This window comes from Streptomyces sp. NPDC005863, assembly GCF_042871345.1.
Taxonomy (GTDB): domain Bacteria; phylum Actinomycetota; class Actinomycetes; order Streptomycetales; family Streptomycetaceae; genus Streptomyces.
The window spans coordinates 354,798-378,296 of sequence record NZ_JBIAII010000006.1; the positions used below are offsets into that span (position 1 = coordinate 354,798).

The 23,499-nt window shown below is 73.4% G+C and carries 17 protein-coding genes; 10 read left to right on the forward strand and 7 right to left on the reverse strand.

The features are described 5' to 3' along the window. Positions 1 to 288 precede the first annotated feature (288 nt). Together ACFYO9_RS23105 and ACFYO9_RS23110 are read left to right on the forward strand one after the other, a co-directional pair. Complete coding sequence (locus ACFYO9_RS23105) at positions 289 to 2,892, forward strand: SUKH-4 family immunity protein (protein ID WP_388666534.1); 2,604 nt, start codon at positions 289 to 291, stop codon at positions 2,890 to 2,892. A 301-nt stretch (positions 2,893 to 3,193) separates the two neighbouring features. Then, positions 3,194 to 4,096: a cellulose-binding protein gene (locus ACFYO9_RS23110; protein ID WP_355807396.1), complete on the forward strand. Its 903-nt coding sequence runs from the start codon at positions 3,194 to 3,196 to the stop codon at positions 4,094 to 4,096. Between the two features lie 47 nt (positions 4,097 to 4,143). Here the strand turns inward: ACFYO9_RS23110 and ACFYO9_RS23115 are convergent, their stop codons facing one another. Continuing rightward, entirely contained in the window at positions 4,144 to 5,679 is a 1,536-nt protein-coding gene (locus ACFYO9_RS23115) for an MFS transporter (RefSeq protein WP_358776331.1), read from the reverse strand. Positions 5,680 to 6,137: 458 nt separating this feature from the next. Between ACFYO9_RS23115 and ACFYO9_RS23120 the strand changes: the two genes are divergently transcribed. Together ACFYO9_RS23120 and ACFYO9_RS23125 are read left to right on the forward strand one after the other, a co-directional pair. Beyond that, positions 6,138 to 6,926, forward strand: coding sequence for an ABC transporter ATP-binding protein (locus tag ACFYO9_RS23120; protein ID WP_355807394.1), 789 nt, complete (start codon positions 6,138 to 6,140; stop codon positions 6,924 to 6,926). Then, a complete protein-coding gene (locus tag ACFYO9_RS23125; RefSeq protein ID WP_358776291.1) occupies positions 6,923 to 9,505 on the forward strand; it encodes an FtsX-like permease family protein in 2,583 nt (860 codons plus the stop codon). Before ACFYO9_RS23120 ends, ACFYO9_RS23125 begins: the two co-directional genes overlap by 4 nt. A gap of 121 nt (positions 9,506 to 9,626) precedes the next feature. Here the strand turns inward: ACFYO9_RS23125 and ACFYO9_RS23130 are convergent, their stop codons facing one another. From ACFYO9_RS23130 to ACFYO9_RS23140, 3 genes are read right to left on the reverse strand one after another with little or no spacing between them, the layout of a single operon-like run. Next, a complete protein-coding gene (locus tag ACFYO9_RS23130; RefSeq protein WP_355807390.1) occupies positions 9,627 to 11,108 on the reverse strand; it encodes a DUF2079 domain-containing protein in 1,482 nt (493 codons plus the stop codon). A gap of 56 nt (positions 11,109 to 11,164) precedes the next feature. After that, positions 11,165 to 11,602 (reverse strand): hypothetical protein, encoded by a 438-nt coding sequence (locus ACFYO9_RS23135; protein ID WP_358776289.1) that lies wholly within the window; start codon positions 11,600 to 11,602, stop codon positions 11,165 to 11,167. Then, positions 11,595 to 12,098, reverse strand: coding sequence for a SigE family RNA polymerase sigma factor (locus tag ACFYO9_RS23140; RefSeq protein ID WP_358776287.1), 504 nt, complete (start codon positions 12,096 to 12,098; stop codon positions 11,595 to 11,597). Before ACFYO9_RS23140 ends, ACFYO9_RS23135 begins: the two co-directional genes overlap by 8 nt. A 287-nt stretch (positions 12,099 to 12,385) precedes the next feature. Between ACFYO9_RS23140 and mfd the strand changes: the two genes are divergently transcribed. The 4 genes from mfd (at position 12,386) to ACFYO9_RS23160 (ending at position 19,833) form a co-directional block, all read left to right on the forward strand. Next, entirely contained in the window at positions 12,386 to 15,916 is a 3,531-nt protein-coding gene (gene mfd / locus ACFYO9_RS23145; protein WP_358776285.1) for a transcription-repair coupling factor, read from the forward strand. A gap of 36 nt (positions 15,917 to 15,952) precedes the next feature. After that, positions 15,953 to 17,965 (forward strand): NACHT domain-containing protein, encoded by a 2,013-nt coding sequence (locus tag ACFYO9_RS23150; protein ID WP_358776283.1) that lies wholly within the window; start codon positions 15,953 to 15,955, stop codon positions 17,963 to 17,965. A gap of 298 nt (positions 17,966 to 18,263) precedes the next feature. Next, the gene (locus tag ACFYO9_RS23155) at positions 18,264 to 19,196 is read left to right on the forward strand and encodes a helix-turn-helix domain-containing protein (protein WP_355807381.1); all 933 of its coding nucleotides are present in this window, start codon (positions 18,264 to 18,266) and stop codon (positions 19,194 to 19,196) included. A 49-nt stretch (positions 19,197 to 19,245) separates the two neighbouring features. Continuing rightward, positions 19,246 to 19,833: a Uma2 family endonuclease gene (locus ACFYO9_RS23160; protein ID WP_355807380.1), complete on the forward strand. Its 588-nt coding sequence runs from the start codon at positions 19,246 to 19,248 to the stop codon at positions 19,831 to 19,833. 24 nt (positions 19,834 to 19,857) lie between these two features. Here ACFYO9_RS23160 and ACFYO9_RS23165 read toward each other — a convergent pair whose 3' ends face one another. Next, on the reverse strand, positions 19,858 to 20,316 hold the full coding sequence (locus ACFYO9_RS23165; protein ID WP_358776281.1) for a nuclear transport factor 2 family protein: 459 nt from the start codon (positions 20,314 to 20,316) through the stop codon (positions 19,858 to 19,860). A gap of 142 nt (positions 20,317 to 20,458) precedes the next feature. Between ACFYO9_RS23165 and ACFYO9_RS23170 the strand changes: the two genes are divergently transcribed. Both ACFYO9_RS23170 and ACFYO9_RS23175 read left to right on the forward strand, forming a co-directional pair. Beyond that, complete coding sequence (locus ACFYO9_RS23170; protein ID WP_355807378.1) at positions 20,459 to 21,187, forward strand: MOSC domain-containing protein; 729 nt, start codon at positions 20,459 to 20,461, stop codon at positions 21,185 to 21,187. Then, positions 21,184 to 21,909 (forward strand): HNH endonuclease family protein, encoded by a 726-nt coding sequence (locus tag ACFYO9_RS23175; RefSeq protein ID WP_355807376.1) that lies wholly within the window; start codon positions 21,184 to 21,186, stop codon positions 21,907 to 21,909. The genes ACFYO9_RS23170 and ACFYO9_RS23175 overlap by 4 nt, the downstream gene beginning before the upstream one ends. 49 nt (positions 21,910 to 21,958) lie before the next feature. Here the strand turns inward: ACFYO9_RS23175 and ACFYO9_RS23180 are convergent, their stop codons facing one another. Both ACFYO9_RS23180 and ACFYO9_RS23185 read right to left on the reverse strand, forming a co-directional pair. Then, entirely contained in the window at positions 21,959 to 22,495 is a 537-nt protein-coding gene (locus ACFYO9_RS23180; protein ID WP_355807374.1) for an isoprenylcysteine carboxylmethyltransferase family protein, read from the reverse strand. Continuing rightward, positions 22,492 to 23,424: an acyl-ACP desaturase gene (locus tag ACFYO9_RS23185; protein WP_355807372.1), complete on the reverse strand. Its 933-nt coding sequence runs from the start codon at positions 23,422 to 23,424 to the stop codon at positions 22,492 to 22,494. Before ACFYO9_RS23185 ends, ACFYO9_RS23180 begins: the two co-directional genes overlap by 4 nt. Positions 23,425 to 23,499 lie beyond the last annotated feature (75 nt).

Sequence of the window (23,499 nt, forward strand, 5' to 3'; positions counted from 1 at the left end):
CAGGGTTCGGCTTCGCAGGCGCCGGGGGCCTCCGCCGCTCCCGGTGGCGGTACGCCGTGGCCGGCGGCCGGTGGGTCCGACGAGCCCGACCGGGACGACAGCGTGCCGTCGACGTCGCCGGGTGCGCCCGCCGGGGCGACGCCGTGGGCGGGTACGGACACCAACGCCGACGGGGGCGAGGACCACTCGGTGCCGCTGCCCGCGACGGTGTTCGCGCCGCCGCTGACCGGCCTGGACGAGAACGACACCCCGCCGCCGGGTGCGGCGCCGGACGCCAAGACGGCGCTGATGCACGGGGGCAGCCAGCTTCCCCGCACGGCGCTCGCACCGGCACTGGACGACTCGGCGCCGGGAACGGGGGTGCCTTCGGCGGGCGGGCAGCCCGGCCCGGCGACGCCGGGTGCGGGGATGCCTTCGGCGAGCGGGCAGTCCGGTCCCGCGGCGCCGGGTGTGCCCGCTGGTCCGCCGGCCAACGCGCCCCAGTCGCCCACGGGTTCACCGCTGCCGCCGCCTGCGGGGGCCAGTTACCCGCAGGGTCCCGGCGCGCCTGTCGGGTCGACGCCGCCTGCGGGTGCCGGGGGCTCGAATGCGTACGGCTACCCGCAGGGTCCTGGTGCGCCCGCTGGGTCGACGCCACCTCCGGGGGGCGGCTTCCCGCAGGGGCCCGGCACTCCCGCCAACTCTCCGCAGCCGCCTGCCGGTTCGCCGATGCCGCCGCCTGCTGGTGTCGGGGATCCGAATGCGTACGGCTACCCGCAGGGTCCTGGCGCGCCTGCTGGGTCGACGCCACCTCCGGGTGCCGGGGATCCGAATGCGTACGGCTATCCGCAGGGTCCTGGTGCGCCTGCCGGTTCGACGCCGCCTCCGGGTGGCGGCTTCCCGCAGGGGTCCGGTGCTCCCGTCAACTCTCCGCAGCCGCCTGCCGGTTCGCCGATGCCGGCGCCTGCGGGTGCCGGGGATCCGAATGCGTACGGCTATCCGCAGGGTCCTGGCGCGCCTGCCGGTTCGACGCCGCCTCCGGGTGCCGGGAGCCCGAACGCGTACGGCTACCCGCAGGGGCCCGGCGCGCCTGCCGGTCCGCCCCCGAACTCCCCGCAGCCGCCCGCCAGTTCGCCGATGCCTCCGCACTCCGGTGCCGGGGACATCGCTGATGCCGCCACCAGTAAGGCGCAGGGTCCGCCCCGTGGGCCTCGTGCGACCGGGGGCGGTACTCCGCCGCCTCCCGGGCCGCCCGGTGTGCCCGGCGCGCCCCCCGGGGCGACGCCGCCGCCTTCCGGTCCCGGCGCCCCTGCCGGGGGTTACGTGCCGACGCAGCTCGTCTCCTCCCTCGGCCCGGACGGGCAGCCGCCCGCGGCCCCGCCCGCTCCGGACGCCCCGGGTACGCCTCCGGGCGGTGTGCACCATGCGGCGACGATGCTGGCCGACCCGAGCATGGGCGGCCCCGGTGGTCTGAAGCCGCCGGGTGCTCCCGGCGCGCCGGGAGCCCCTGGTGCGCCCCAGCCCCCCGGTCCGCCCGGTGCTCCCGGTACGCCTCCGGGCGGTGTGCATCACGCCGCGACGATGCTGGCCGACCCGAGCATGGGCGGCCCCGGTGGCTTGAAGCCGCCCGGTGCTCCCGGTGCGCCGGGTGCCCCTGGTGCGCCCCAGCCCCCCGGCCCGCCCGGAGCCCCCGGCACCCCCGCCGGTCCCGGCGCCCCCGCCGCCCCCGGCACCCCCCCGCCCCCCGGCGGCGACGTCCACCACGCCGCGACCATGCTGGCCGGACCCGCGGTCGGCGGTCCGGGTGGGCCGGGCGGACCCGGCATGCCCCCGCCGCCCGCGGCGATGCAGCAGCCCGCACCCGGCGCTCCCGGCGCCCCCGGCGCCCAAGGCACCCCCGGCGCCCCGCCGTACGGCGCCCCGCAGCCGCCCGTCGGGCAGCCCACCGTCGGTCCCGGCTACCAGGCCGTCCTGCGCTACCGCGCTGCCGACGGGTCCGAGCAGCAGCTGATCCGCCGCTCGGCGCCCGGCACCCCGCACCCGGAGTGGCAGATCCTGCACGAGCTGCGCGGCATGAACGTGCCGCCGCAGCAGGTCCTCGAACTCCACACGGAGCTGGAGTCCTGCGAGCTGCCGGGCGCGTACTGTGCCCGCATGATCCGCGAGACCTGGCCGCAGGCGCGGATCACCTCGATCGCCCCGTACGGCAGGGACCACGCCTCGCGCCAGCAGGGCATGCAGCAACTCCTCGCCCACCAGGGCGAGCTGCACCAGGTCGCGGACGGCCCCGCGCGGCCCGCGCCGGTGCGGGCCCCGCTGCAGCCGATGCCGCAGGCCCCGGCGATCCCGCCGGAGGGCGTCGCCCAGGAGCTGGCCGCCGCGTTCGGGCCCGGTCTCTTCCGGTTCGACCAGCGCGCGGTGTCGCGGCAGGGCGTGCCGGACATCGTGGCGCACACGCTCGTCGTGGCGGGGCTGCCCGTCGACTTCGGGCCGTTCTTCTGGGCGCAGGCCCAGCCGGGGCGCCCGGTGCCGACGCTGGCGGAGCTGGCGCAGGAGCGCGGGGTGCAGCCGGCGTCCGACGCGGGCTCGTACCTGGTGATGGGCAGCGACTTCGGCCGGGCGCTCTGCGTCCAGTACGGCACGGCGAACATCGTGGCCGTGCCGGTGGAGGCGGGTCCCGGCGGCGCTCCCGTGCCGCCGCAGTTCGTGAACACGGGGCTGCCGGAGTTCGCGCGCTGCATGGCGCTGCTGGGCCGGATGTGGCGGCTGCGCTTCGGGCTCAACCAGGAGCAGGCGGGGCGCTGGACGGTCGACTTCCAGAACCAGCTGGCCGCGCTGGACCCGGCGGCGCTCGCCTCGCCGGAGAGCTGGTGGTCGGTGCTGCTGGAGCAGATGTGGGACGGGCTGTTGTAGCCCGCAGGTACAGCCCGCAGGCGTACGTGCCGGCCGAGGCGCCCCACCCGTGGTCCGGCCGAGGCGCCCCACCCGTGGTCCGGGTGGGGCGCCTCGCCCGTGATCGGGATGGGGCGCCTCGCCCATTCGGGGCGTGCGACGCATCGCACGTCGCCGCGATTCCGACTTCTGCCGCCAATTGACGCATCCTTGACCGGGTGGAGTGGGCGGAGTGTCGCGTTATGAGCGCTTCCGCTTGATCCATCAAGATGTGCGCCAATCGTGCAGTGCGCGCGTGGTCCGTCGGAGAGGGGATCCAAGGATGAGCAGCAGCGGGGCACCGTCGTCGCCGCACGGCTTCTTCACCGGGCGGGGGCGCGGCTACCGTCCGGCGCAGGTGGAGGCGTACGTCGCCGGGCTTTCCCAGGAGCGGGACGGGGCGTGGGAGCGGGCCGCCCGGCTGACCGTCCTGGCCAGGGACATGGAGGTGGAGGCCGAGCATCTGCGGGACGTGGTGTCGCGGCTCGCCCCCCAGACGTACGACTCGCTCAGCGAGCGGGCCCGGCAGATCCTGGCGCTCGCCGAGACCGAGGCCGCCGCGGTGCGGGAGGCCGCGCGGGCCGAGGCGCAGGAGCTGACGGAGGCGGCCGACGCCGCGGCGCGGGAGACGCGGGACGCCGCGCACGCGCACGCCGAGAAGGTCGGGGCCGAGGCGGAGGAGTGGACCCGGCAGCGGCTGCTCGCGGACCGGGCGACGGCCGACGAGATCCGGGTCGGCGCGCGGCGGGACGTCAAGGCGTGGCGGAGCGAGGCGCTCGGCGCGCTGCGGGAGATGCGGCAGCGGTGCGAGGGCCTGCTCGCCGAGCAGGAGAAGGAGCAGGCCGAGCGGTGGGAGGCGGCCGGGCGGGAGGCCGCGGAGCGCGAGGCGGCGTCGGACGCGCGGGACGCGGAGCGGGTGGCGGCCGCCCAGGCGCGGCTCGCCGAGGCCGAGCGGGCCCTGGCGGAGACGGCGGAGTCCGCGCGGCACCGGCAGGAGGACGCGGAGGCGCGGGGCGCGGAGCTGGTTGCCCAGGCGGGTGTGCGTGAGGAACGGCTGGTCCGTGAGACGGAGCGGATACTGCGTGAGCACGGCGAGCGGTGGGACGAGGTGCGGGCGCACATGGACCACGTACGCAGCAGCCTCGCCACGCTGACGGGCCGCGCGCCGGCGGAGGAGACCCCCTAGGGGACCAGGGCCGACCAGGGGACCAGGGCCGGGTTACGGCTCGCGGGTTACGCCTTGTCCTGTTCCTCCGGGAGTACGGGTTTCTCCTGGAGTACGGGGAAGCGCCGCGGCGCGAGGAGGAGCAGGACGCCCAGGGCCAGTACGGCGGCGCATGCCGCCCCCAGGTACACCGCGTCCACGGCCGCGTCGACGGCCCGGCGCAGGGGTTCCGGGTCGGTGACGGCGCCGGGGTCGTCCAGGGCGCGCGCCACCGAGTCGAGCGAGCCGGACCCGCCCAGCCGTGCGCTCAGGACGCCGTTGGCCACCGCCCCGAACAGGGCGGCGCCCAGCGTCTGGCCGATCTGCCGGCAGAACAGCACGGAGGCGGTGGCGGTGCCGCGTTCGGCCCAGCCGACGGTGGACTGGACGCCGACGATCAGCGGCAGTTGGAAGAGTCCGAGGGCCGCGCCGAGCAGCAGCATGAGCAGGGCGGGCTGCCAGGCGGTGCCGGGGTAGGGCAGCAGGGGGAAGGCGAACAGGAGTGCCGCGGCCGCCGAGATGCCGGTGACGGCGGTGTTGCGGAAGCCGATCCTGCGGTAGACGTGCTGGCTGAGCGCGGCGGAGACCGGCCAGCTCAGGGTCATCACGGAGAGCACGAACCCGGCGGCGACGGGGGCGAGTCCGAGGACGGACTGCGCGTACGTGGGCAGGAAGACGGTGGGCGCGACCATCAGCAGGCCGAGCGCGCCGAGGGCGAGGTTGACCGCGGCGATGGCGGGCCTGCGCCAGACCCAGCCGGGGATGATCGGGTCCGCGGCCCGGCGTTCGACGAGGACGACGACGGCGATCAGGGCGAGCCCGGCGGCGAAGAGGCCGAGGGAGGGCGCCGACAGCCAGTCCCAGGCGACGCCGCCCTGCACGAGGGCGGTCAGGAGCGTGCCGCCGCAGGCGAAGACGGCGAGTGCGCCGGGCCAGTCGACGCGGGGGCGCGGCACGGCGTCGCGGGCGGGTTCGTGGAGGTGGCGCACGATGAGCCAGAGCGCGACCAGGCCGATGGGCAGGTTGATGAGGAAGATCCAGCGCCAGTCCGCGTACGAGGCGATGAAGCCGCCGAGCGCGGGGCCCGCGACGGACGAAGTGGCCCACACCGTCGACAGTTTGGCCTGGATCTTGGGGCGCTCCTTGAGGGGGTAGAGGTCGGCGGCGAGGGTCTGCACGGTGCCCTGGACGGCGCCGCCGCCGAGGCCCTGGACGACGCGGAAGGCGATGAGCGACTCCATGTTCCGGGCGAGCGCGCAGAGCACGGAGCCGAGCAGGAACAGGACGCAGCCCACGATGAGGACGGGTTTGCGGCCGAAGGTGTCGGAGAGCTTGCCGTAGACGGGCAGGGTGACGGTGGCCGCGAGGAGGTAGCCGGAGAACAGCCAGGAGAAGATCGAGAAGCCGCCGAGGGCGCCCACGATCTGCGGGACGGCGGTGGAGACGATCGTGGCGTCGACGGCGGCCAGCGCCATGGCCAGCATCAGCGCGGCGACGACCGGGCCCCTGCCGCGCGCCGGGCGCGGTGCGGAGCCCGCCGCCGTGCCGGGTGCCGGCCCGGGTATCCCGCCGGGTGTCGCGCCCGGTGTCGCGTCCTGCGTGCCCACGGAAGTCCCTTCCCCCTGCAACCAGTTGCTGCGGGTCACCTTCTCACCCGGTCCCGGGTGGAGGGCAGGGTGGAGCCGACCCTGAGACGGCCTCCACCGGCGGGTGGAGATCCCCTAGGGGTACCTCCGTACAACGGACCGGGGAGCGTTCGTCCCCCTGGAGGATGAGCCGGGCCCGGACGGTCCTTAGATTGGCTTTACGAGCCGGGCACGGGGCCGGCGCGGACAACCACACCACCGGGGGTGGGGTTTACCCCACCGGAAGAGTGCGCTGAGCACCAGCGCGCCGGACCCCTCACGGGCCCGAGACTGAGACCCGAAGGCGCACCGCACGGGACCGTGCGGGCGCCGCACCCATCGAAGCCCGCGGCGCACGCACACCTGACGCCTCGCATGACCGACATAGGAGACTTACCGTGACAACGGCTGTGGCAACACCCAGGCACGGGGGCACTGGAGGACACACGGCCGTGGCGGCACGGGCGCGCCAGGTGGTCAAGGCGTACGGATCCGGGGAGACCCGGGTCGTCGCGCTCGACCACATCGACGTGGACATAGCCCGCGGGCAGTTCACCGCGATCATGGGCCCCTCCGGCTCCGGCAAGTCCACCCTGATGCACTGCCTCGCGGGCCTCGACACCGTCAGCGACGGACAGATCTACCTGGACGAGACCGAGATCACCGGCCTCAAGGACAAGAAGCTCACCAAGCTGCGCCGGGACCGGATCGGCTTCATCTTCCAGGCGTTCAACCTGCTGCCGACCCTGAACGCCCTGGAGAACATCACGCTCCCGATGGACATCGCGGGCCGCAAGCCCGACCGGGCCTGGCTCGACCAGGTCGTGGAGACCGTGGGTCTCGCCGGGCGCCTCAAGCACCGCCCGACCGAGCTCTCCGGCGGCCAGCAGCAGCGCGTCGCCGTGGCCCGCGCGCTCGCCTCCCGGCCCGAGATCATCTTCGGCGACGAGCCGACCGGCAACCTCGACTCCCGGGCCGGCGCGGAGGTGTTGGGCTTCCTGCGCCGCTCGGTGACCGACCTCGGCCAGACCATCGTGATGGTCACGCACGACCCGGTCGCCGCCTCGTACGCGGACCGCGTCCTGTACCTCGCCGACGGCCGGATCGTCGACGAGATGCACCACCCCACGGCCGACCAGGTCCTGGACCGCATGAAGTCCTTCGACGCCCGGGGGCGCACGTCATGACCGTCCTCAAGACCTCGATGCGCAACTTCTTCGCGCACAAGGGGCGCATGGCGCTCTCCGGGGTGGCCGTCATCCTGTCGGTGGCGTTCGTGTGCGGCACGCTCGTCTTCTCCGACACCATGAGCACCACCTTCGACAAGCTCTTCGCGGCCACCTCCGCCGACGTCACCGTCAGCCCCAAGCCCGCCGGTGACGCGGGCGACCCGCCCCGCAGCGGCAAGCCCGAGTCCCTGCCCGCCTCCGTCGTGAAGAAGGCGGGGAAGGCCGACGGTGTACGGGCCGCCGAGGGCGCGATCGTCAGCCAGAGCGTGACCGTCGTCAACGCCGAGAACAAGAACATGGGGCCGACCAGCGGCGGCCCGACCATCGCGGGCAACTGGACGCACGACGACCTGCGTTCGATGGAGATCACCTCGGGCCACGCCCCGCGCGGACCCACCGAGATGATGGTCGACGCCGACACCGCCGACAAGCACGACCTCAAGATCGGCGACGAGCTGCGCACCGTCGCCGCCGCCGGCGACCACACCGCGAAGATCTCCGGCATCGCCACCTTCAAGGTGACCAACCCCGGCGCCGCCATCTTCTACTTCGACACCGCCACCGCCCAGCGCGAACTCCTTGGCGCCACCGGCCGGTTCACGCACGTCAACCTCAGCGCCGACGCCGGCGTCAGCGACACCCGGCTGCAGGCCGCCGTCGCGAAGACCCTGGGCAAGGCCCCGTACGACATCAAGACGCAGAAGGAGGCCGCGGACGACAACCGCAAGGACGTCGGCAGCTTCCTCGACGTCATGAAGTACGCGATGCTCGGCTTCGCCGGGATCGCCTTCCTCGTCGGCATCTTCCTCATCATCAACACCTTCTCGATGCTGGTCGCCCAGCGCACCCGCGAGATCGGCCTGATGCGGGCCATCGGCTCCAGCCGCAAGCAGGTCAACCGCTCGGTGCTCGTCGAGGCGCTGCTGCTCGGCGTCCTCGGCTCGATCCTCGGCGTCGGCGCGGGCATCGGCCTCGCCGTCGGCCTGATGAAGCTCATGTCCGGCATGGGCATGGAACTGTCCACCGGCGACCTCACCGTCGCCTGGACGACGCCCGTCATCGGCATGGTCCTCGGCATCGTCGTCACCGTCGTCGCCGCCTACCTGCCCGCACGCCGGGCCGGCAAGGTCTCGCCGATGGCCGCGCTGCGCGACGCCGGCACCCCGGCCGACGGGCGCTCCAGCGCCCTGCGCGCCCTCCTCGGCCTGGTCCTCACCGGCGCCGGCGGCCTCGCCCTCTACACCGCGTCGCAGGCCGACAAGGCGAGCGAGGGCTCGCTGTTCCTCGGCGGCGGCGTCGTGCTCACCCTCGTCGGCTTCGTCGTCATCGGTCCCGTCCTCGCCTCCGGCGTGGTCCGCGTCATCAGCGCGGTGCTGCTGCGGATGTTCGGCCCCGTCGGACGGATGGCCGAGCGCAACGCGCTGCGCAACCCGCGCCGCACCGGCGCCACCGGCGCGGCCCTGATGATCGGCCTCGCGCTGGTCGCCTGTCTCTCCGTCGTCGGCTCCTCGATGGTCGCCTCGGCCACCGACGAGCTCGACAAGTCGGTCGGCGCGGACTTCATCGTCCAGCCCACCCAGCCCGGCATCTCCATCACCGAGAAGGCCGCCGCGGCCCTCGGCAAGGCCGACCACATCGGGCACATCACCCGCTACAAGCAGATCGACGCGGACCTGACCACCCCCGCGGGCAAGACCGTGGACGACATCGGCCTGAGCGCCGCCGACCCCTCCTACGCCACGGACCTGCGCCGCGAGACCACCGCGGGCAAGCTGTCCGCCGCCTACGGCCCCGACGCCATGTCGGTCGGCGACGCGTTCGCGAAGAAGCACGGCCTGAAGGTCGGCGACGAGCTGAAGATCGCCTTCGACCACGGCAGGACGGCGAAGCTGCGGCTCGCCGCGGTCACCTCCGACGACACCTCCGTCGACAAGGGGGCGATGTACCTCAACATCACGACGATGGAGAAGTACGTCCCCGCCGACCGCATCCCGCAGAACGACATGATGTTCGCCTCGGCGGACAAGGGCCGACAGGACGCCGCGTACGCCTCGTTGAAGAAGTCCCTGGAGAAGTACCCGCAGTACAAGGTGATGGACCAGACCGACTTCAAGCAGACCCTGAAGGACCAGGTCGGCCAGCTCCTGAACATCGTCTACGGCCTGCTCGGCCTCGCGATCATCGTCGCGATCCTCGGTGTGGTGAACACCCTGGCCCTGTCGGTGGTGGAGCGCACCCGGGAGATCGGCCTGATGCGGGCGATCGGCCTCTCGCGCCGCCAGCTGCGCCGCATGATCCGCATGGAGTCGGTGGTCATCGCCCTCTTCGGCGCGCTGCTCGGCCTCGGGCTCGGGATGGGCTGGGGCGCCACGGCGCAGAAGCTGCTCGCCCTGGAGGGCCTGAAGGTCCTGGAGATCCCCTGGCCGACGATCATCGCGGTCTTCGTCGGGTCGGCGTTCGTGGGCCTGTTCGCGGCGCTGGTCCCCGCCTTCCGGGCCGGCCGGATGAACGTCCTCAACGCCATCGCCACCGAATAGCCGCCACCACTCAATAGCCACCACCACCGAATAGCCACCGCCACGGGGGTGCGGGGGACCTGGCCCCGGCGGGCGCGCACAGCGCCTGCCGGGGCCGGCTGCCGTTCGCGCCCCCGCCGGGTCAGTCCCTGCGCAGCAGCACGTACCCGTAGGCGGTGTCCTCCAGGACGTACCGCGTGCCGGGATGCAGGGAGTTGGCGTACTTGACCGGGTCCTTGGTCCAGCCGTCCCGGACGTCCAGGGCGACGTAGCGGGGGACGACCGGGCGGGCCGCGCCCACCCAGAAGACCCGGGCGCGCGAGGTCAGCCGGCTGATCGGCCCGATGTTCGCCTCGACCGTGGCCCCGTCGGGGATGCGCCTCAGCATCCGGTCCACGGCGGCGGTCTTCCCGCTCTTCTCGTACGTCGCCGCCTCGGTGACGCCCGCGAGGGGCAGCGCCGTGGTGAGGGCGAGCGCGGCGGCCGCGGCGCAGGCCGGCAGGCGGTCGGCGTACCGGCGCAGCCAGCCCCGGCCGCTGCGGCGCGCGGTGTGGGCGGCGTCGGCGAGGGCCAGCAGGACGACCGGCATCAGGACGGCGCTGTAGTGCCAGTCGGTGCCCCAGTAGTGGTCGTCGCCGGAGACGAAGCGCCAGCCGAGGGTGGGCAGCGCGATCAGGAGCAGCGGCGAGCGCAGGGCGAGCAGCCCGGTGGTGGGCAGCAGCAGCCAGAGCAGGGTGCGCAGCTTCGTGCCGGTGCCGTCGAGGATGCCGGCGCCGCCGGAGTCGCCGACCTTGTCCCAGTAGTCGTACGCGCCGACCGAGTTGAAGGCCGGGATGACCAGGGTGAGGGTGACGAGGGTGGCGACGGCGCCGAACGCGGCGACGCCGAGGGCGTAGGGCAGGGCCTTGGGGTCGCTGCGCCGGCAGCGGATCGCCACGACCACCGCGATGGCCGCGAGCGTCATGCCGAGGTCCTCCTTGACGAGGACGAGCGGCAGCGCCCACAGGAGGGCGGCCCGCCACCGCCGGTGCAGCAGCGCCTCCAGGGAGAAGGCGATCAGCGGCAGCGCGAAGCAGATCTCGTGGAAGTCGAAGTCGACGGCGCGCTGGACGCCCCACGACAGCCCGTACGCGACACCGATCGCCGTACCGGAGCCGCGCCCGAGGAGCCGGGTCGCGGCGCGGGTGACGGGCACGACGGAGACGGCGACGAGCAGCGCCTGCGCGACGAGCAGCGTGAGGGGCGAGGGGAAGAGCCGGTAGAAGGGGGCGAGCAGGGCGGTGACGGGGCTGAAGTGGTCGCCGAGGATGTTGGCGCCGGGCCCCTTGAGGTCGGCCACCGGCGCCTGCAGGTGCGCGTAGGCGCGGACGGCCTGCTCGAAGATGCCGAGGTCCCAGGAGCGGCTCTCCATCCGCCGGTAGCGGCCGACGGACACGATCGTGTACGCGGCGAACAGGGCGGCCGCGAGCAGCAGCGGGGCGCGGTCCCAGAGCCGGTCGGCCCTGGTGCGGGCGGTGTCGGCGGGCGCCGGGCCGTTCGCGGATGCGGACGGTGACCGGTCCCGCCCCGGTATGAGCTCGTCGGCACGCTCCGGGGCGGTGGCGTCGGGGTGGGCTCCGGGCATGGGGTGGCTTCCTGGTGAGAGTGGGCGGTACGGGCGGAGGGTCCGGGATCCAGGACTCAGCCTCCCGTGTCCGTGGGCGTGGCCGTCGGCGGGGTCGTCACAAGGGCGGTGGACGACCGGGAGGAGGCGGGCGGGCCGGAGGGGGTCAGGGACGGGGGCGTGCCGGTGGCGGGTGTCAGGGGGGAGCGCGTCACGGGGGAGGGCGAGGTGCGCGAGGACTCCGGTACGGAGGCCGACCTCGTGGGGCTCGGGGGCACCGCGGGCCCGACCGGCGCGCCGCCCCGGCCGAGCTGGACCGAGGCGAGCGCGGCGCCGCCGGACACCAGGCACACCGCGAGCGCGGCGGTCACCGCGTAGACGCGGCGCCGGCGGCGGACGCCGCGCGCGCTCACCTGTCCGGCGGGCGCCGGCGCCGCGGCCAGGGCACCCGTGTCGGCGGCCCGCTTCAGCGCGCCGGCGAGCCTGTCGTCGGCCGGGGTCCTGGGCTCAGTCACGGTGCTCCTCCGGGGTGAGCGCGTCGTCGAGATGCGGCGCGAGGGCCGCCCTGGCACGGGACAGATGGGACTTCACGGTCCCCGCCGCGATCCCGGTCTCTGCGGCGACCTGCTGGACGGACAGGTCGCACACGTAGTGCAGGACCGCCACCCGCCGCTGCCGCTCGGACAGCCGCCGCAACGCGGCGACCAGCGCGACCGCCCCGGGGTCCGGTTCGGGCGCGGTGCCCGGCCGCTCCCCGTGGTGGCGCCGCCAGGCGTCCGCGGACCGTCCGCGCCGCCGCCACCGGCTCACCGCGAGGCGCCACGCGACGGTCCTGATCCACGCCTCGGGCCCGGCGTCCCGCTCCAGGCGGGAGCGGCGGGCCCAGCCGCGCACGAAGGCCTCCTGGACCACGTCCTGCGCCTCGTGGAGGTCGCCCGTCATCAGATACACCTGCCCGACCAGCGGTCTCACGGAGTGCGCGTAGAACGCCTCGAACTCCTCGTCGGTCAAGTGGTCTCCTGATGCGTGCGGTGCGCGTGCGGTGTGTACGTCGTACGGCGCGGGGTTCTCGAAAGCAGTACGCCTCGGACACCTGCCCGGTTTACACGGTGGGGCCGGGAATTTTCGGACAGGTATTTTCCGGACATTGTGCGGGGTGCTCGGGGCGGGCCGCGCCGATCAGCGCGGAGTCGTACGCTGGAGACCCCCGGCCCGTACGACGTGCCGGGCGGTTCGCGTTGCCCACCCATGCCGGTTGTCGCCCACCACTCCGGTTTATCTGGACGGAAAAAGCCTCCATGAGCCTGCACGGTCTGCTCGACGCCGTCGTCAAGGACGCGGCACTCGCCGAAGCGGCCCAGGCCGCGACCGACGGCCACCGCATGCACGTCGACCTGGTCGGCCCGCCCGCGGCCCGGCCCTTCGCGGTGGCCGCGCTGGCCCGTGAGTCCGGCCGCACCGTCCTCGCCGTGACGGCCACCGGGCGGGAGGCCGAGGACCTCGCCGCGGCGCTGCGCACGATCCTGCCGCCGGACGGCGTCGCGGAGTACCCCTCGTGGGAGACGCTGCCGCACGAGCGGCTCTCGCCCCGCTCGGACACGGTCGGCCGCCGCCTCGCGGTGCTGCGCCGCCTCGCCCACCCGCGCCCCGACGACCCGGAGACCGGCCCGGTCTCGGTGATCGTGGCGCCGGTCCGCTCGGTGCTCCAGCCGCAGGTCAAGGGGCTCGGCGACCTGGAGCCCGTGGCGCTGCGCACCGGGCTGAGCGCCGATCTGAACGAGGTCGTCGAGGCGCTCGCCGCGGCCGCGTACTCCCGTGTCGAGCTGGTCGAGAAGCGCGGCGAGTTCGCCGTGCGCGGCGGCATCCTCGACGTCTTCCCGCCCACCGAGGAACACCCGCTGCGCGTGGAGTTCTGGGGCGACGACATCGAGGAGATCCGTTACTTCAAGGTCGCCGACCAGCGCTCCCTGGAGGTCGCCGAGCACGGCCTGTGGGCGCCGCCCTGCCGCGAGCTGCTGCTCACCGAGGACGTACGGGAGAAGGCCGCTGCCCTCGCCGAGGAGCACCCGGAGCTGGGCGAGCTGCTCGGGAAGATCGCCGAGGGCATCGCGGTCGAGGGCATGGAGTCACTGGCGCCGGTCCTGGTGGACGACATGGAGCTGCTCATCGACGTGCTGCCGAAGGGGTCCATGGCGGTGGTCTGCGACCCGGAGCGGGTGCGCACCCGCGCGGCGGACCTGGTCGCGACCTCGCAGGAGTTCCTGCAGGCCAGCTGGGCGGCGACGGCGGGCGGCGGCGAGGCCCCGATCGACGTGGACGCGGCGTCTCTGTGGGGCATCGCGGACGTCCGGGACCACGCCCGCGAGCTCGACATGATGTGGTGGTCGGTGAGCCCCTTCGCCGCCGACGAGGAGCTGGACGAGGACACGCTGAAGCTGGGCATGCACGCCCCCGAGACCTACCGCGGCGACACCGCGAAGGCGCTCGCCGACACCAAGGGCTGGCTCGCCGACGGCTGGCGCACCGTCTACGTCACCGAGGGCCACGGCCCCGCCGCCCGTACCGTCGAGGTGCTCGGCGGCGAGGGCATCGCGGCCCGCCTCGACGGCGACCTCGGCGAGCTGACGCCCTCGCTGGTGCACGTCTCCTGCGGCTCCATCGACTACGGCTTCATCGACCCGGCGCTCAAGCTCGCCGTGCTCACCGAGACCGACCTGTCCGGCCAGAAGGCGGCCGGCAAGGACGGCCAGCGGATGCCGGCCCGCCGCCGCAAGACGATCGACCCGCTGACCCTGGAGGCCGGCGACTACATCGTCCACGAGCAGCACGGCGTGGGCCGCTACATCGAGATGGTGCAGCGCACCGTGCAGGGCGCCACCCGCGAGTACCTCGTCGTGGAGTACGCGCCCGCCAAGCGCGGCCAGCCCGGCGACCGGCTCTACATCCCCACCGACCAGCTGGAGCAGATCACCAAGTACGTGGGCGGCGAGGCCCCCACCCTGCACCGGCTCGGCGGCGCCGACTGGACGAAGACGAAGGCGCGGGCCAAGAAGGCGGTCAAGGAGATCGCCGCGGACCTCATCAAGCTGTACTCCGCGCGGATGGCGGCCCCCGGCCACGCGTTCGGCTCCGACACGCCCTGGCAGCGCGAGCTGGAGGACGCCTTCCCGTACGTGGAGACGCCCGACCAGCTCACCACCATCGCCGAGGTCAAGGAGGACATGGAGAAGACGGTCCCGATGGACCGCCTGATCTGCGGCGACGTCGGCTACGGCAAGACGGAGATCGCGGTCCGCGCCGCCTTCAAGGCGGTCCAGGACGGCAAGCAGGTCGCGGTCCTCGTGCCCACGACGCTCCTGGTGCAGCAGCACTTCGGCACGTTCTCCGAGCGGTACTCGCAGTTCCCCGTCAGCGTGAAGGCGCTCAGCCGTTTCCAGACGGAGACGGAGTCCAAGGCGACCCTCGAAGGGCTGCGCGAGGGCTCGGTCGACATCGTCATCGGCACCCACCGCCTGTTCTCCTCCGAGACGAAGTTCAAGGACCTGGGCCTGGTCATCGTCGACGAGGAGCAGCGCTTCGGCGTCGAGCACAAGGAGCAGCTGAAGAAGCTCCGCGCCAACGTCGACGTGCTCACCATGTCGGCGACCCCCATTCCCCGTACGCTCGAAATGGCCGTCACCGGCATCCGCGAGATGTCGACGATCACCACGCCGCCCGAGGAGCGCCACCCGGTGCTCACCTTCGTCGGGCCATACGAGGAGAAGCAGATCGGCGCGGCCGTCCGCCGCGAACTCCTGCGTGAGGGCCAGGTCTTCTACATCCACAACCGCGTCGAGTCCATCGACCGCGCGGCCGCCAGGCTCCGCGACATCGTCCCCGAGGCGCGGATCGCCACCGCCCACGGCCAGATGTCCGAACAGGCCCTGGAGCAGGTGGTGGTGGACTTCTGGGAGAAGAAGTTCGACGTGCTCGTCTCGACGACGATCGTCGAGTCCGGCATCGACATCTCCAACGCCAACACGCTGATCGTGGAGCGCGGCGACAACTTCGGCCTCTCCCAGCTGCACCAGCTGCGCGGCCGGGTGGGGCGTGGCCGCGACCGGGGGTACGCGTACTTCCTCTACCCCCCGGAGAAGCCGCTCACCGAGACCGCCCACGAGCGCCTCGCGACGATCGCCCAGCACACGGAGATGGGCGCGGGCATGTACGTGGCGATGAAGGACCTGGAGATCCGCGGCGCGGGCAACCTCCTCGGCGGCGAGCAGTCCGGCCACATCGCGGGCGTCGGCTTCGACCTCTACGTCCGCATGGTCGGCGAGGCGGTGGCCGACTACCGCGCGTCCCTGGAGGGCGGCGTGGAGGAGGAACCGCCGCTGGAGGTCAAGATCGAGCTGCCGGTCGACGCGCACGTCCCGCACGACTACGCCCCCGGCGAGCGGCTGCGCCTGCAGGCCTACCGCGCCATCGCGTCGGCCACCACGGAGGAGGACGTCAAGGCGGTACGGGAGGAACTCACCGACCGCTACGGCAAGTTGCCGGAGCCGGTGGAGAACCTCCTCCTGGTGGCGGGCCTGCGCATGCTGGCCCGCGCCTGCGAGGTCGGCGAGATCGTCCTCCAGGGCAACAACATCCGCTTCGCCCCCGTGGACCTGCGGGAGTCCCAGGAACTCCGCCTCAAGCGGCTCTACCCCGGCACGGTCATCAAGGTGACCGCCCAGCAGGTCCTCGTCCCCCGCCCGAAGACGGCGAAGGTAGGCGGCAAGCCCCTGGTCGGCCGCGAACTGCTCGGCTGGGTAGGGGAGTTCCTCACGTCGATCCTGGGATCCTAGGGTCCGCTTCCCGCGTCCTGCGGCACCATGGCGACCATGGCATCCGGGGGACGCGGGACGGGAATCGCCTGGGCGGGCGCGAGCGCGGTGCTGGTCGCCGGGGCACTGGTCTACGTACTGGCCCCGGAGCACGAGGCGTTGGCGGTGTCCGACCGCAGCGGCCTGGTCTCCATGGTCGTCGGCCTGCCGGGGCTCGTGGTCGCGCTGGTCGCGCTGTTGTGGGCGCGGCCGGGGGCGTACGCGGACCAGGCGGCGGCCGTCGCGAGGCTCGCCCGTGAGGTGCGCTCGGTCGGCGAACCGCAGTGGACGCACAGCCTCGGCGGCGACCTCGCGGCCATCGATGTGACGTTCACCTTCCGCCCCTACGCCCACGCCCGCGCGGCGGAGCTGCCCGCCGGGCCGGCCGGGCAACTGGAGCGGGTGGTGGAGGACTACCGCGCGCTGCGGCCGCGCCGCATGGTCATCACGGGCGCGGCGGGCGCCGGCAAGACCGTCCTGGCCAGAAAGCTGGTCATGGAGCTCAACAAGGCCCGGACCGAGGGCGAACCGGTCGCCGTGCTCGTCGCGCCGGCCGACTGGGACGCGGACGAGCCGTTGGCCGACTGGCTCGTCCGCCACATCGAACGGGACTTCGGCCTGCCGCCGCGGTCCGCGCGGGCGGTCATGGCCGCACGCATGGTCCTGCCGGTGCTCGACGGCCTGGACGAGATGGACGCGGACGACGTGGCCGCCTCGGAGTCCCGGGCGCGCGGAGCCCTGGAGGCGCTCGCCACCTACCAGAACGGCACGGATCCCGCGCCGCTCGTCCTGACCTGCCGCACCCGCCAGTACGACGCGCTGGAGGCCGACGGCAGCCACATGCTCGACGCCGCCCGCATCGAGATCGACCCGGTCTCACCGGAGCAGACGCTCCGCTACCTGGGGCAGCGCGGCGCGGCCCGGCGCCCCGGCCTGTGGCAGCCGGTCCTCGACGAGCTGACGGCGGCGCCGCAGGGCGTGCTGGCCGCGGCCCTGTCGACGCCGTGGCGGCTGACCCTGGCCAGCAGGGTGTACGAACGGGACGGCGACCCGAGGGAGTTGCTGCCCGCCGCGACCGCGGGCGACGTCGCGGATCTGCTGATGAGCCGGTTCATCGAGGCGTCGGTGAGCAGCGCGCCCAGGGCCCCCGACCGCTACCGGCCCCGCGACATCCACCGCCGGCTGCACCGTCTTGCCGTCCTCCTCGGCGCGGGCAGCGCGGCGGAGACCGACCTGGTGCTGCACCGCCTGGGGGAGCGGCTGCCGGCGCGCCGGGTGCGCGGGGTGGTCTGCGCGGGCCTTGTCCTGGCGGCCGTGCCGGCGGTCCTGGTGCTCGCGCGGTCGTGGCGGTCCGACATCGAGGTGACGGTGATGGCCGTGCTCGCGCTCTCGGTGGCGGCCGGTTCGCTGGTCGAGGAGGTGCGGGGCCTGAACACGGCCTGGCTGCTCGCGGAGGTCGCCATGCCGCCGCCGGGCAGTCCGCTCTGGCGGCTCGGCCTGCGCAGGCTCCTGCGGGCGGGCGCGCACAGCGTCGCGGCGTATGTCGTGGGGGCCCTCCTGGCGGTCGCCGTGTGGCGGGCGCTTCCCGACGCGGTGGGCGGCGGTGGCGGCAACACGTTGAGCCTGTTGCTGATCGGCTGGCTCGCCCTGGCGCTCCTGGTCTGGTCCGCGGCGGCCCAGTTGGACAGCACGGCGGTCGGTCCTGCCGGGCCGGTGCGGGCGGGCTGGTGGACCTTCGTCCTGTGCGTGGGGGTGCCGGGCACCGGGGCGGCGACCACGGGCGGCGCGGAGCCCGTGGACGTCCTCATGGGCGGCCTACTCCTGACGGGGATCCTGGCGCTGCAGCGGGACTGGGTGGGCCATCTGACCTTCCTCGCGTCACACCGGTGGCTCCGCTTCCGCCCGGCGCGGTTCCTCGACTGGGCGGTGACGGCGGGTCTGATGCGTACGTCCGGCATCGCGTACCAGTTCCGCCACCGCGAGTTCCAGGAGTGGCTCGTACGGCATCCGGAGCCGGTGGAGCGGCCGTGAGGGTGCGGGGCCGCGTCGCGGACGTCCGCGACCCGGCCCGCCGCGAACCGGCTCACCGCGACCTGGTCGTCGGCGACGTAAAAGCTTGAAAGACCTGGGGGAATCACCTCCCCACCAACCCGGCCCGGAGCCGTTCGCGGCTCGTCACTCGCGCGGGTGACATTCACCAACTGGGCTGGAACTCACGGCTGTTCACGGGCATATGCTCGCCGCGACAACCGCAGACGTGTGACGGCCCTCGGTGGGACTGGCATCCCGGCCGAGGGCCTGACCAAAGTGGAAGAGAGAGACCTTCCCGATGGCTTTCGTGCAGCCTAGCGCGCCCTCGCGCGCCCCGTCCTCCGTACCCGCCGACACCCCCCGATCCGGTGTCGTCCACATCAACTCGCGCCACACGGCCCGCTACACGGTCATCGGCAATCACCTCGCCCAGCACCGCGGCCTCTCCCTCCTCGCGATCGGGCTCGCCGTCCACATCCAGTCGCTGCCCGCCGGGGCCCGCATCGGCATCAAGTTCCTCGCCGCCCGTTTCCCCGAGAGCGAGCACCGCATCGCCGGGGCCCTGCGGGAGCTGGAGCGGCACGGTTACCTCGCCCGTACGCGGGAGCGGCTGCCCGGTGGCCGGGTGGTGACCCGGACGGTCTCGTACAACCAGCCGGGCACCCACCCGCACCCTGACACGCGCCCGCACCCCGACGCCCGGACGACCCCGGCCACCGCCCCGGCCACCGACCCGGACCCGGCGCCGACACCCGCGCCCTTACCCGCACCCGCACCGGGGCGCGCCCTCGCGGAGCCCGTATCCGAGGAGCCCGCACCCGAGCCGCCGGGGCGGGCCGCCCACGTGCCCCTGCCCGAACCGGCTACCCCGGACCTGGACCGGCACCGCACCGCCGTCGCGCTCCTCGCGGACCTGTACCGCCACGAGCCCCGGCTGCTGCTCGCCGAGCGGGACGTCCGCCGGCTGGCCCCCGCCGTCGCGGCCTGGCTGGAACGCGGGGCCGCCCCCGACGCCGTACGCCGCACCCTGACCGCGCACCTCCCCGAGGGCCTGCGGCACCCGGCCGCCCTCCTCGCCCACCGCCTCACCGCGCTGCTGCCGCCACCGTTGCCGGTGCGGCCACGGCGGCCCGACCCGCTCCAGACCTGCGAAGCCTGCGACCGCGCCTTCCGCGCACCGGAGCCGGGCCACTGCCGCGGCTGCCCGCCCGACCCGGCGGAGGCCGCCTAGCATGAACGTGACGACCCTTGCCCCAGGGCACAGACGAGGAGCGCACGCCATGACCATCGCCCCGGACGGTGCACAGCAGGGCAGCCCTCACTACCGGGCGATGCGTGAATTCGTCGAGCAGATGGACGACCGGATCGCCGGCAAGTTCGAAATCACGAAGCAAGGGATCGTCCACGACATGATGTCGCCGAGCAAGCCCCACGAACTCACCGCCCTACGGCTGCGGCGACGTCTGGAGTCGGTCATGCCCGAAGGGCGGATCGCGCACACCGGGGCGCCCGACGTGGAGGACGTCTCCGAGGGGGTGCTGCGGCTGCCCGACATCATCGTCATCGACGAAGCGGACATGGAGGGCGAGGGGCCCTTCGACCCCCGCACCCTCATCGCCGCCATCGAGATCGTCTCGCGCTCGAACCCCGAGAACGACTGGGTCGGCAAGACCCGCGACTACCCGCTCCTCGGCATCCCGGTGTACGCGATCTTCGATCCCCGCACCGGCACGGGGGCGGTCCTCTCCGACATCCACTCCACGCCCGACGGGCCGCGCTACGCCACCCGCAAGGAGTTCGTCTACGGCGAGGACGTCACCATCGCCGAGTGGACCATCTCCACGGAGGGCCTGCCCCGCTACGAGTGAGGGCCCGGGGCCCCGTGAACCGGCTCAGTCCACGGTGCACGCCTGCGCGATCGACAGGCTGTTCTCGTAGAGGTGGTGCCGGGTGATGCGGCCGTTCTCCACCGTGAGGTGCAGCGCGAAGGGGCCCTCGAAGGTCTTGCCGGTGGCACGGACCGTGCCCGAGAGGTGACCCATCAGGACCGCCTCCGTGCCGTCGACGAGGAAGGTGTCGACGGAGGCGCGGGCGTCCTCGGCCACCGTGTGCTCCGCCAACTCCGCTGATTGGGCGGCGCATTCGGCGCCGGTGGAGCGGGGGCGGATCCACGGCACGGCCGGGTTCTCGGCGAGCAGCCAGTCGACCTCGTCGGCGAAGATCTCCACCATCCGGGCGGTGTCACCGGCGACGCGGGCGGCGAGGAATTCCTGGACGACGGCGCGGGTGGCGTCGGCCGTGTGCGTGGCGCCGGCCGTGTGCGTGGCGCCGGCGGCGTGCGTGGCGGTCATGGTCCCTCCCGGGGCTCGGTGCGGCTGATGTGCCCGATCCTGCCGGGGCGCGGCGGACCGGTCGATTACCGCTGAGGTAAGGGCCGGACCGCGGGCGCTACCGTGGGGCCGGGAGATTCCGCCCAGGGGAGGGGAGAGCGTCGTGACGCTCAAGGTCGTGGGTTTGTACCGGTTTCCGGTGAAGTCGATGCTGGGCGAGGAGCACGAGCGGCTCGACGTCGGCCCGCGCGGCGTCGTCGGCGACCGCGAGTGGGCCCTGCGCCACCCCGACGGCAAACTGGGCAGCGGCAAGAACCACGCCCGCTTCCGCCGCGTGCGCGGGATGCTCGAGCACTACGCGACGTACGAGGGGGACGGCACGTCGTCGCCCGTCGTCACCGCACCGGACGGCGCCACGCTGCGCCCCGGCGACCCGCGGATCCCCGAGCGCTTCGGCGCGGGCGTCGAACTGGTCCGGGAGGGCGAGACGAGCCACAAGGACGTCTCCCCGATCTCGATCGTCGGCACGGCGTCGCTCCGCGCGCTGGCCGATCTGCTCGGCGACGCCGACCCCGTCGACGTACGGCGGCTGCGCAAGAACGTCGTCGTGGAGACCGAGGAGCCGTGGATCGAGGAGGACTGGGTCGGCCGCGAGATCGTCATCGGCAGCGGGGCCGAAACCGACGGCGGTCGGGAGGGCGGCCCGCTGCGGCTGCGCGGCCTGCAACGCGTGAAGCGGTGCGTCATGGTCACCCAGGCCCAGCCCGGCCTGCCCGAGGACAACCGGGTCCTGAAGACCCTCACCACCGCCCGCGGCATGTGCATCGGCCTGCACACGGACGTGGTGGCGCCCGCGCCGCTCGCCCTCGGCGACACGTTGGTCGTCCGGTGAACCGGCGTACCACCGCGGCCCTGCTCGCCGCCCTCGCCGTGCCCGCGCTCCTCACCGGCTGCGAGGGCGCGGACCAGGACAAGGCGGAGGGCGGGGCGGCGGGGCCCGGCGCGCGGGCGGGCTCCGCGCTCGCCGCGGTCGACGCGCTGACCGTCAAGGGCCGTGCGCCCAAGACCGGTTACGCCCGTGAGCGGTTCGGCACCGCCTGGGCCGACACCGACTCCAACCACTGCCCGACCCGCGACGACATCCTCAAACGCGACCTCAAGGACGTCAGGTACCAGGGCGGCGACTGCCGGGTGGTGGCCGGGACGCTCGCGCCCGACCCGTACACCGGCCGGGACGTGACGTTCCGGCGGGGCCGCAGCCAGGTCGACATCGACCATCTCGTGGCGCTCTCGGACGCCTGGCAGAAGGGCGCGTTCCGCTGGGAGCCGAGCAAGCGGATCGCCTTCGCCAACGACCCGCTCAACCTCCTCGCCGTAGACGCCGGCACGAACCGCGGCAAGAGCGACGGCGACACGGCGACCTGGCTGCCGCCGAACAAGAGGTTCCGCTGCGTGTACGTGGCCGGGCAGGTCGCGGTGAAGAAGAAGTACGGGGTGTGGGTGACCGGGGCCGAACGGGACGCCATGAAGAAGGTGCTGACCACGTGCCCCACCGAGAAACTCCCTACAGGCACGGCCCCGACGACGGCCCCGCCCCGCTTCCACGCCCGCTGACCCCGTCCCCAAGCGACGCGGGAGCCGGCCTCGCCGTGCTCAGCCACACCTACCCGGTGAGAATCGAGCCCGTCGCGGGCCACAACGCCCTGTTTTCCGTACGGATACGCACCACGAGCCAGGCCGTATTGACGAGTGTGAAGGCCAGCGCGGTGATCCACGCGGTGTGGACGAGAGGCAGGGCGATGCCCTCGGCCACGACGACGAGGTAGTTGGGATGCCGCATCCAGCGGTAGGGGCCGGTGGTCACCAAGGGAACCGTGGGCACGACGATGACGCGAGTGTTCCACTGGGGTCCCAGCGCGCGCATGCACCAGGCACGGCCTGCTTGTGCCAGAGAGAGGACGACCAGGCAGGGCCAGCCGATCAGTGGAGCGAAGGCGCGGTCGGCGAGGGTGACCTCCGCGAGGATGCCGACGAGCAGACAGACGTGGAGAACGACCATCGCGGGGTAGTGGCGCCGTCCGTACTCGACACCGCCTCGCGTGAAGGCCCACTGTGCGTTCCGGCGTGCGGCCCCCAGTTCGACCAGGCGCACGGCGGCGATGGCGGCGATGAGGAGAAGCAGGCCCGCGGGAGGCGTCACGCGGTCGCGAGGTGGTCGAGTCGTTCGGCGAGTGCGCGGTACCTCGTGGCGCGGTCGGCTGCCTCTTTCATATGGGCGGCGATGTCTTCCTGGGCCCGCCGGCCGGTCGGAGCGAGTCCGGTGGCGTCGATGACGCCGAGCATGCGGACGAAGGGTAGGGCGATGTCCTTGTAATAGGTCTCCGGAGAGAGGATGCCCGACCTGGCCATGGAGCTGACCAGGCGGCCGAAGCCCGGTGCTCCGTGGCCCGGGGGACGGAAGGTCCTCAAGACCTTGGCCACAGCCTGGAGGGTTCGGTCGGGGTGCATTTCCATGCATGCCTGGAGGGTGGTGCGGTAGAAGAGCATGTGCCGGTTCTCGTCCTGGGCGATGCACTGCATCAGCGCCGCACACACCGGTTCGTCGCACAGCCGGCGGATTCCCTGATAGCTGACGCGCGTTCCGAGTTCCTGGACGGTGACGTAGACCAGGGAGGCGATCAGGTCGCCGCGGTAGTCGATCTCGTAGCCGTGCCGCATGTGCTGGGCGCGGTCGTTCTCCAGCACGACCGGGTCTGCGTTCCGGGTGACGATCAGGTAGTCGCGGATCGCGGTGCCGTGCCGGTCCTCCTCGAGGGTCCAGCGATGGACCCAGGTGCCCCAGGGGCCGTCCAGCGACAGCATCTCCCCGATGACGCGGTGGTAGCTGGGCAGGTTCTCCTCACTGAGCAGGTTGTGGATCAGGCCGTCCCGCGCCGCCGCGTTCAGTTTCGGCTGGGAGGAGTTCCACGGCTCCCCTTCGAGGACGCCGTCGTAGTCACGGCCCTGGCTCCACGGGATGTACTGGTGCGGATACCAGTCGACGGTGGTCCGGAGATGGTCGTCCAGGGCGTCGGCCACCACCGGTTCGAGGTCGATCAGGATGCGTACGTCTTCAGGGAGGGCGCGCATGGTCACCTTTCTTTTCGTGCGGTCCGTCGAGTTCGACGAGGCGGTCCCTCCACCGGCGTTCGGCAAGGCGGCGGC

Bases quoted from the DNA above. Each gene is read 5' to 3' on its own strand.
- ACFYO9_RS23105 (WP_388666534.1), top strand. From the start codon at position 289: ATGCACGGGGGCAGCCAGCTTCCCCGCACGGCGCTCGCACCGGCACTG.
- ACFYO9_RS23110 (WP_355807396.1), top strand. From the start codon at position 3,194: ATGAGCAGCAGCGGGGCACCGTCGTCGCCGCACGGCTTCTTCACCGGG.
- ACFYO9_RS23125 (WP_358776291.1), top strand. From the start codon at position 6,923: ATGACCGTCCTCAAGACCTCGATGCGCAACTTCTTCGCGCACAAGGGG.
- ACFYO9_RS23130 (WP_355807390.1), bottom strand. From the start codon at position 11,108: ATGCCCGGAGCCCACCCCGACGCCACCGCCCCGGAGCGTGCCGACGAG.
- mfd (WP_358776285.1), top strand. From the start codon at position 12,386: ATGAGCCTGCACGGTCTGCTCGACGCCGTCGTCAAGGACGCGGCACTC.
- ACFYO9_RS23150 (WP_358776283.1), top strand. From the start codon at position 15,953: ATGGCATCCGGGGGACGCGGGACGGGAATCGCCTGGGCGGGCGCGAGC.
- ACFYO9_RS23155 (WP_355807381.1), top strand. From the start codon at position 18,264: ATGGCTTTCGTGCAGCCTAGCGCGCCCTCGCGCGCCCCGTCCTCCGTA.
- ACFYO9_RS23160 (WP_355807380.1), top strand. From the start codon at position 19,246: ATGACCATCGCCCCGGACGGTGCACAGCAGGGCAGCCCTCACTACCGG.
- ACFYO9_RS23165 (WP_358776281.1), bottom strand. From the start codon at position 20,316: ATGACCGCCACGCACGCCGCCGGCGCCACGCACACGGCCGGCGCCACG.
- ACFYO9_RS23185 (WP_355807372.1), bottom strand. From the start codon at position 23,424: ATGCGCGCCCTCCCTGAAGACGTACGCATCCTGATCGACCTCGAACCG.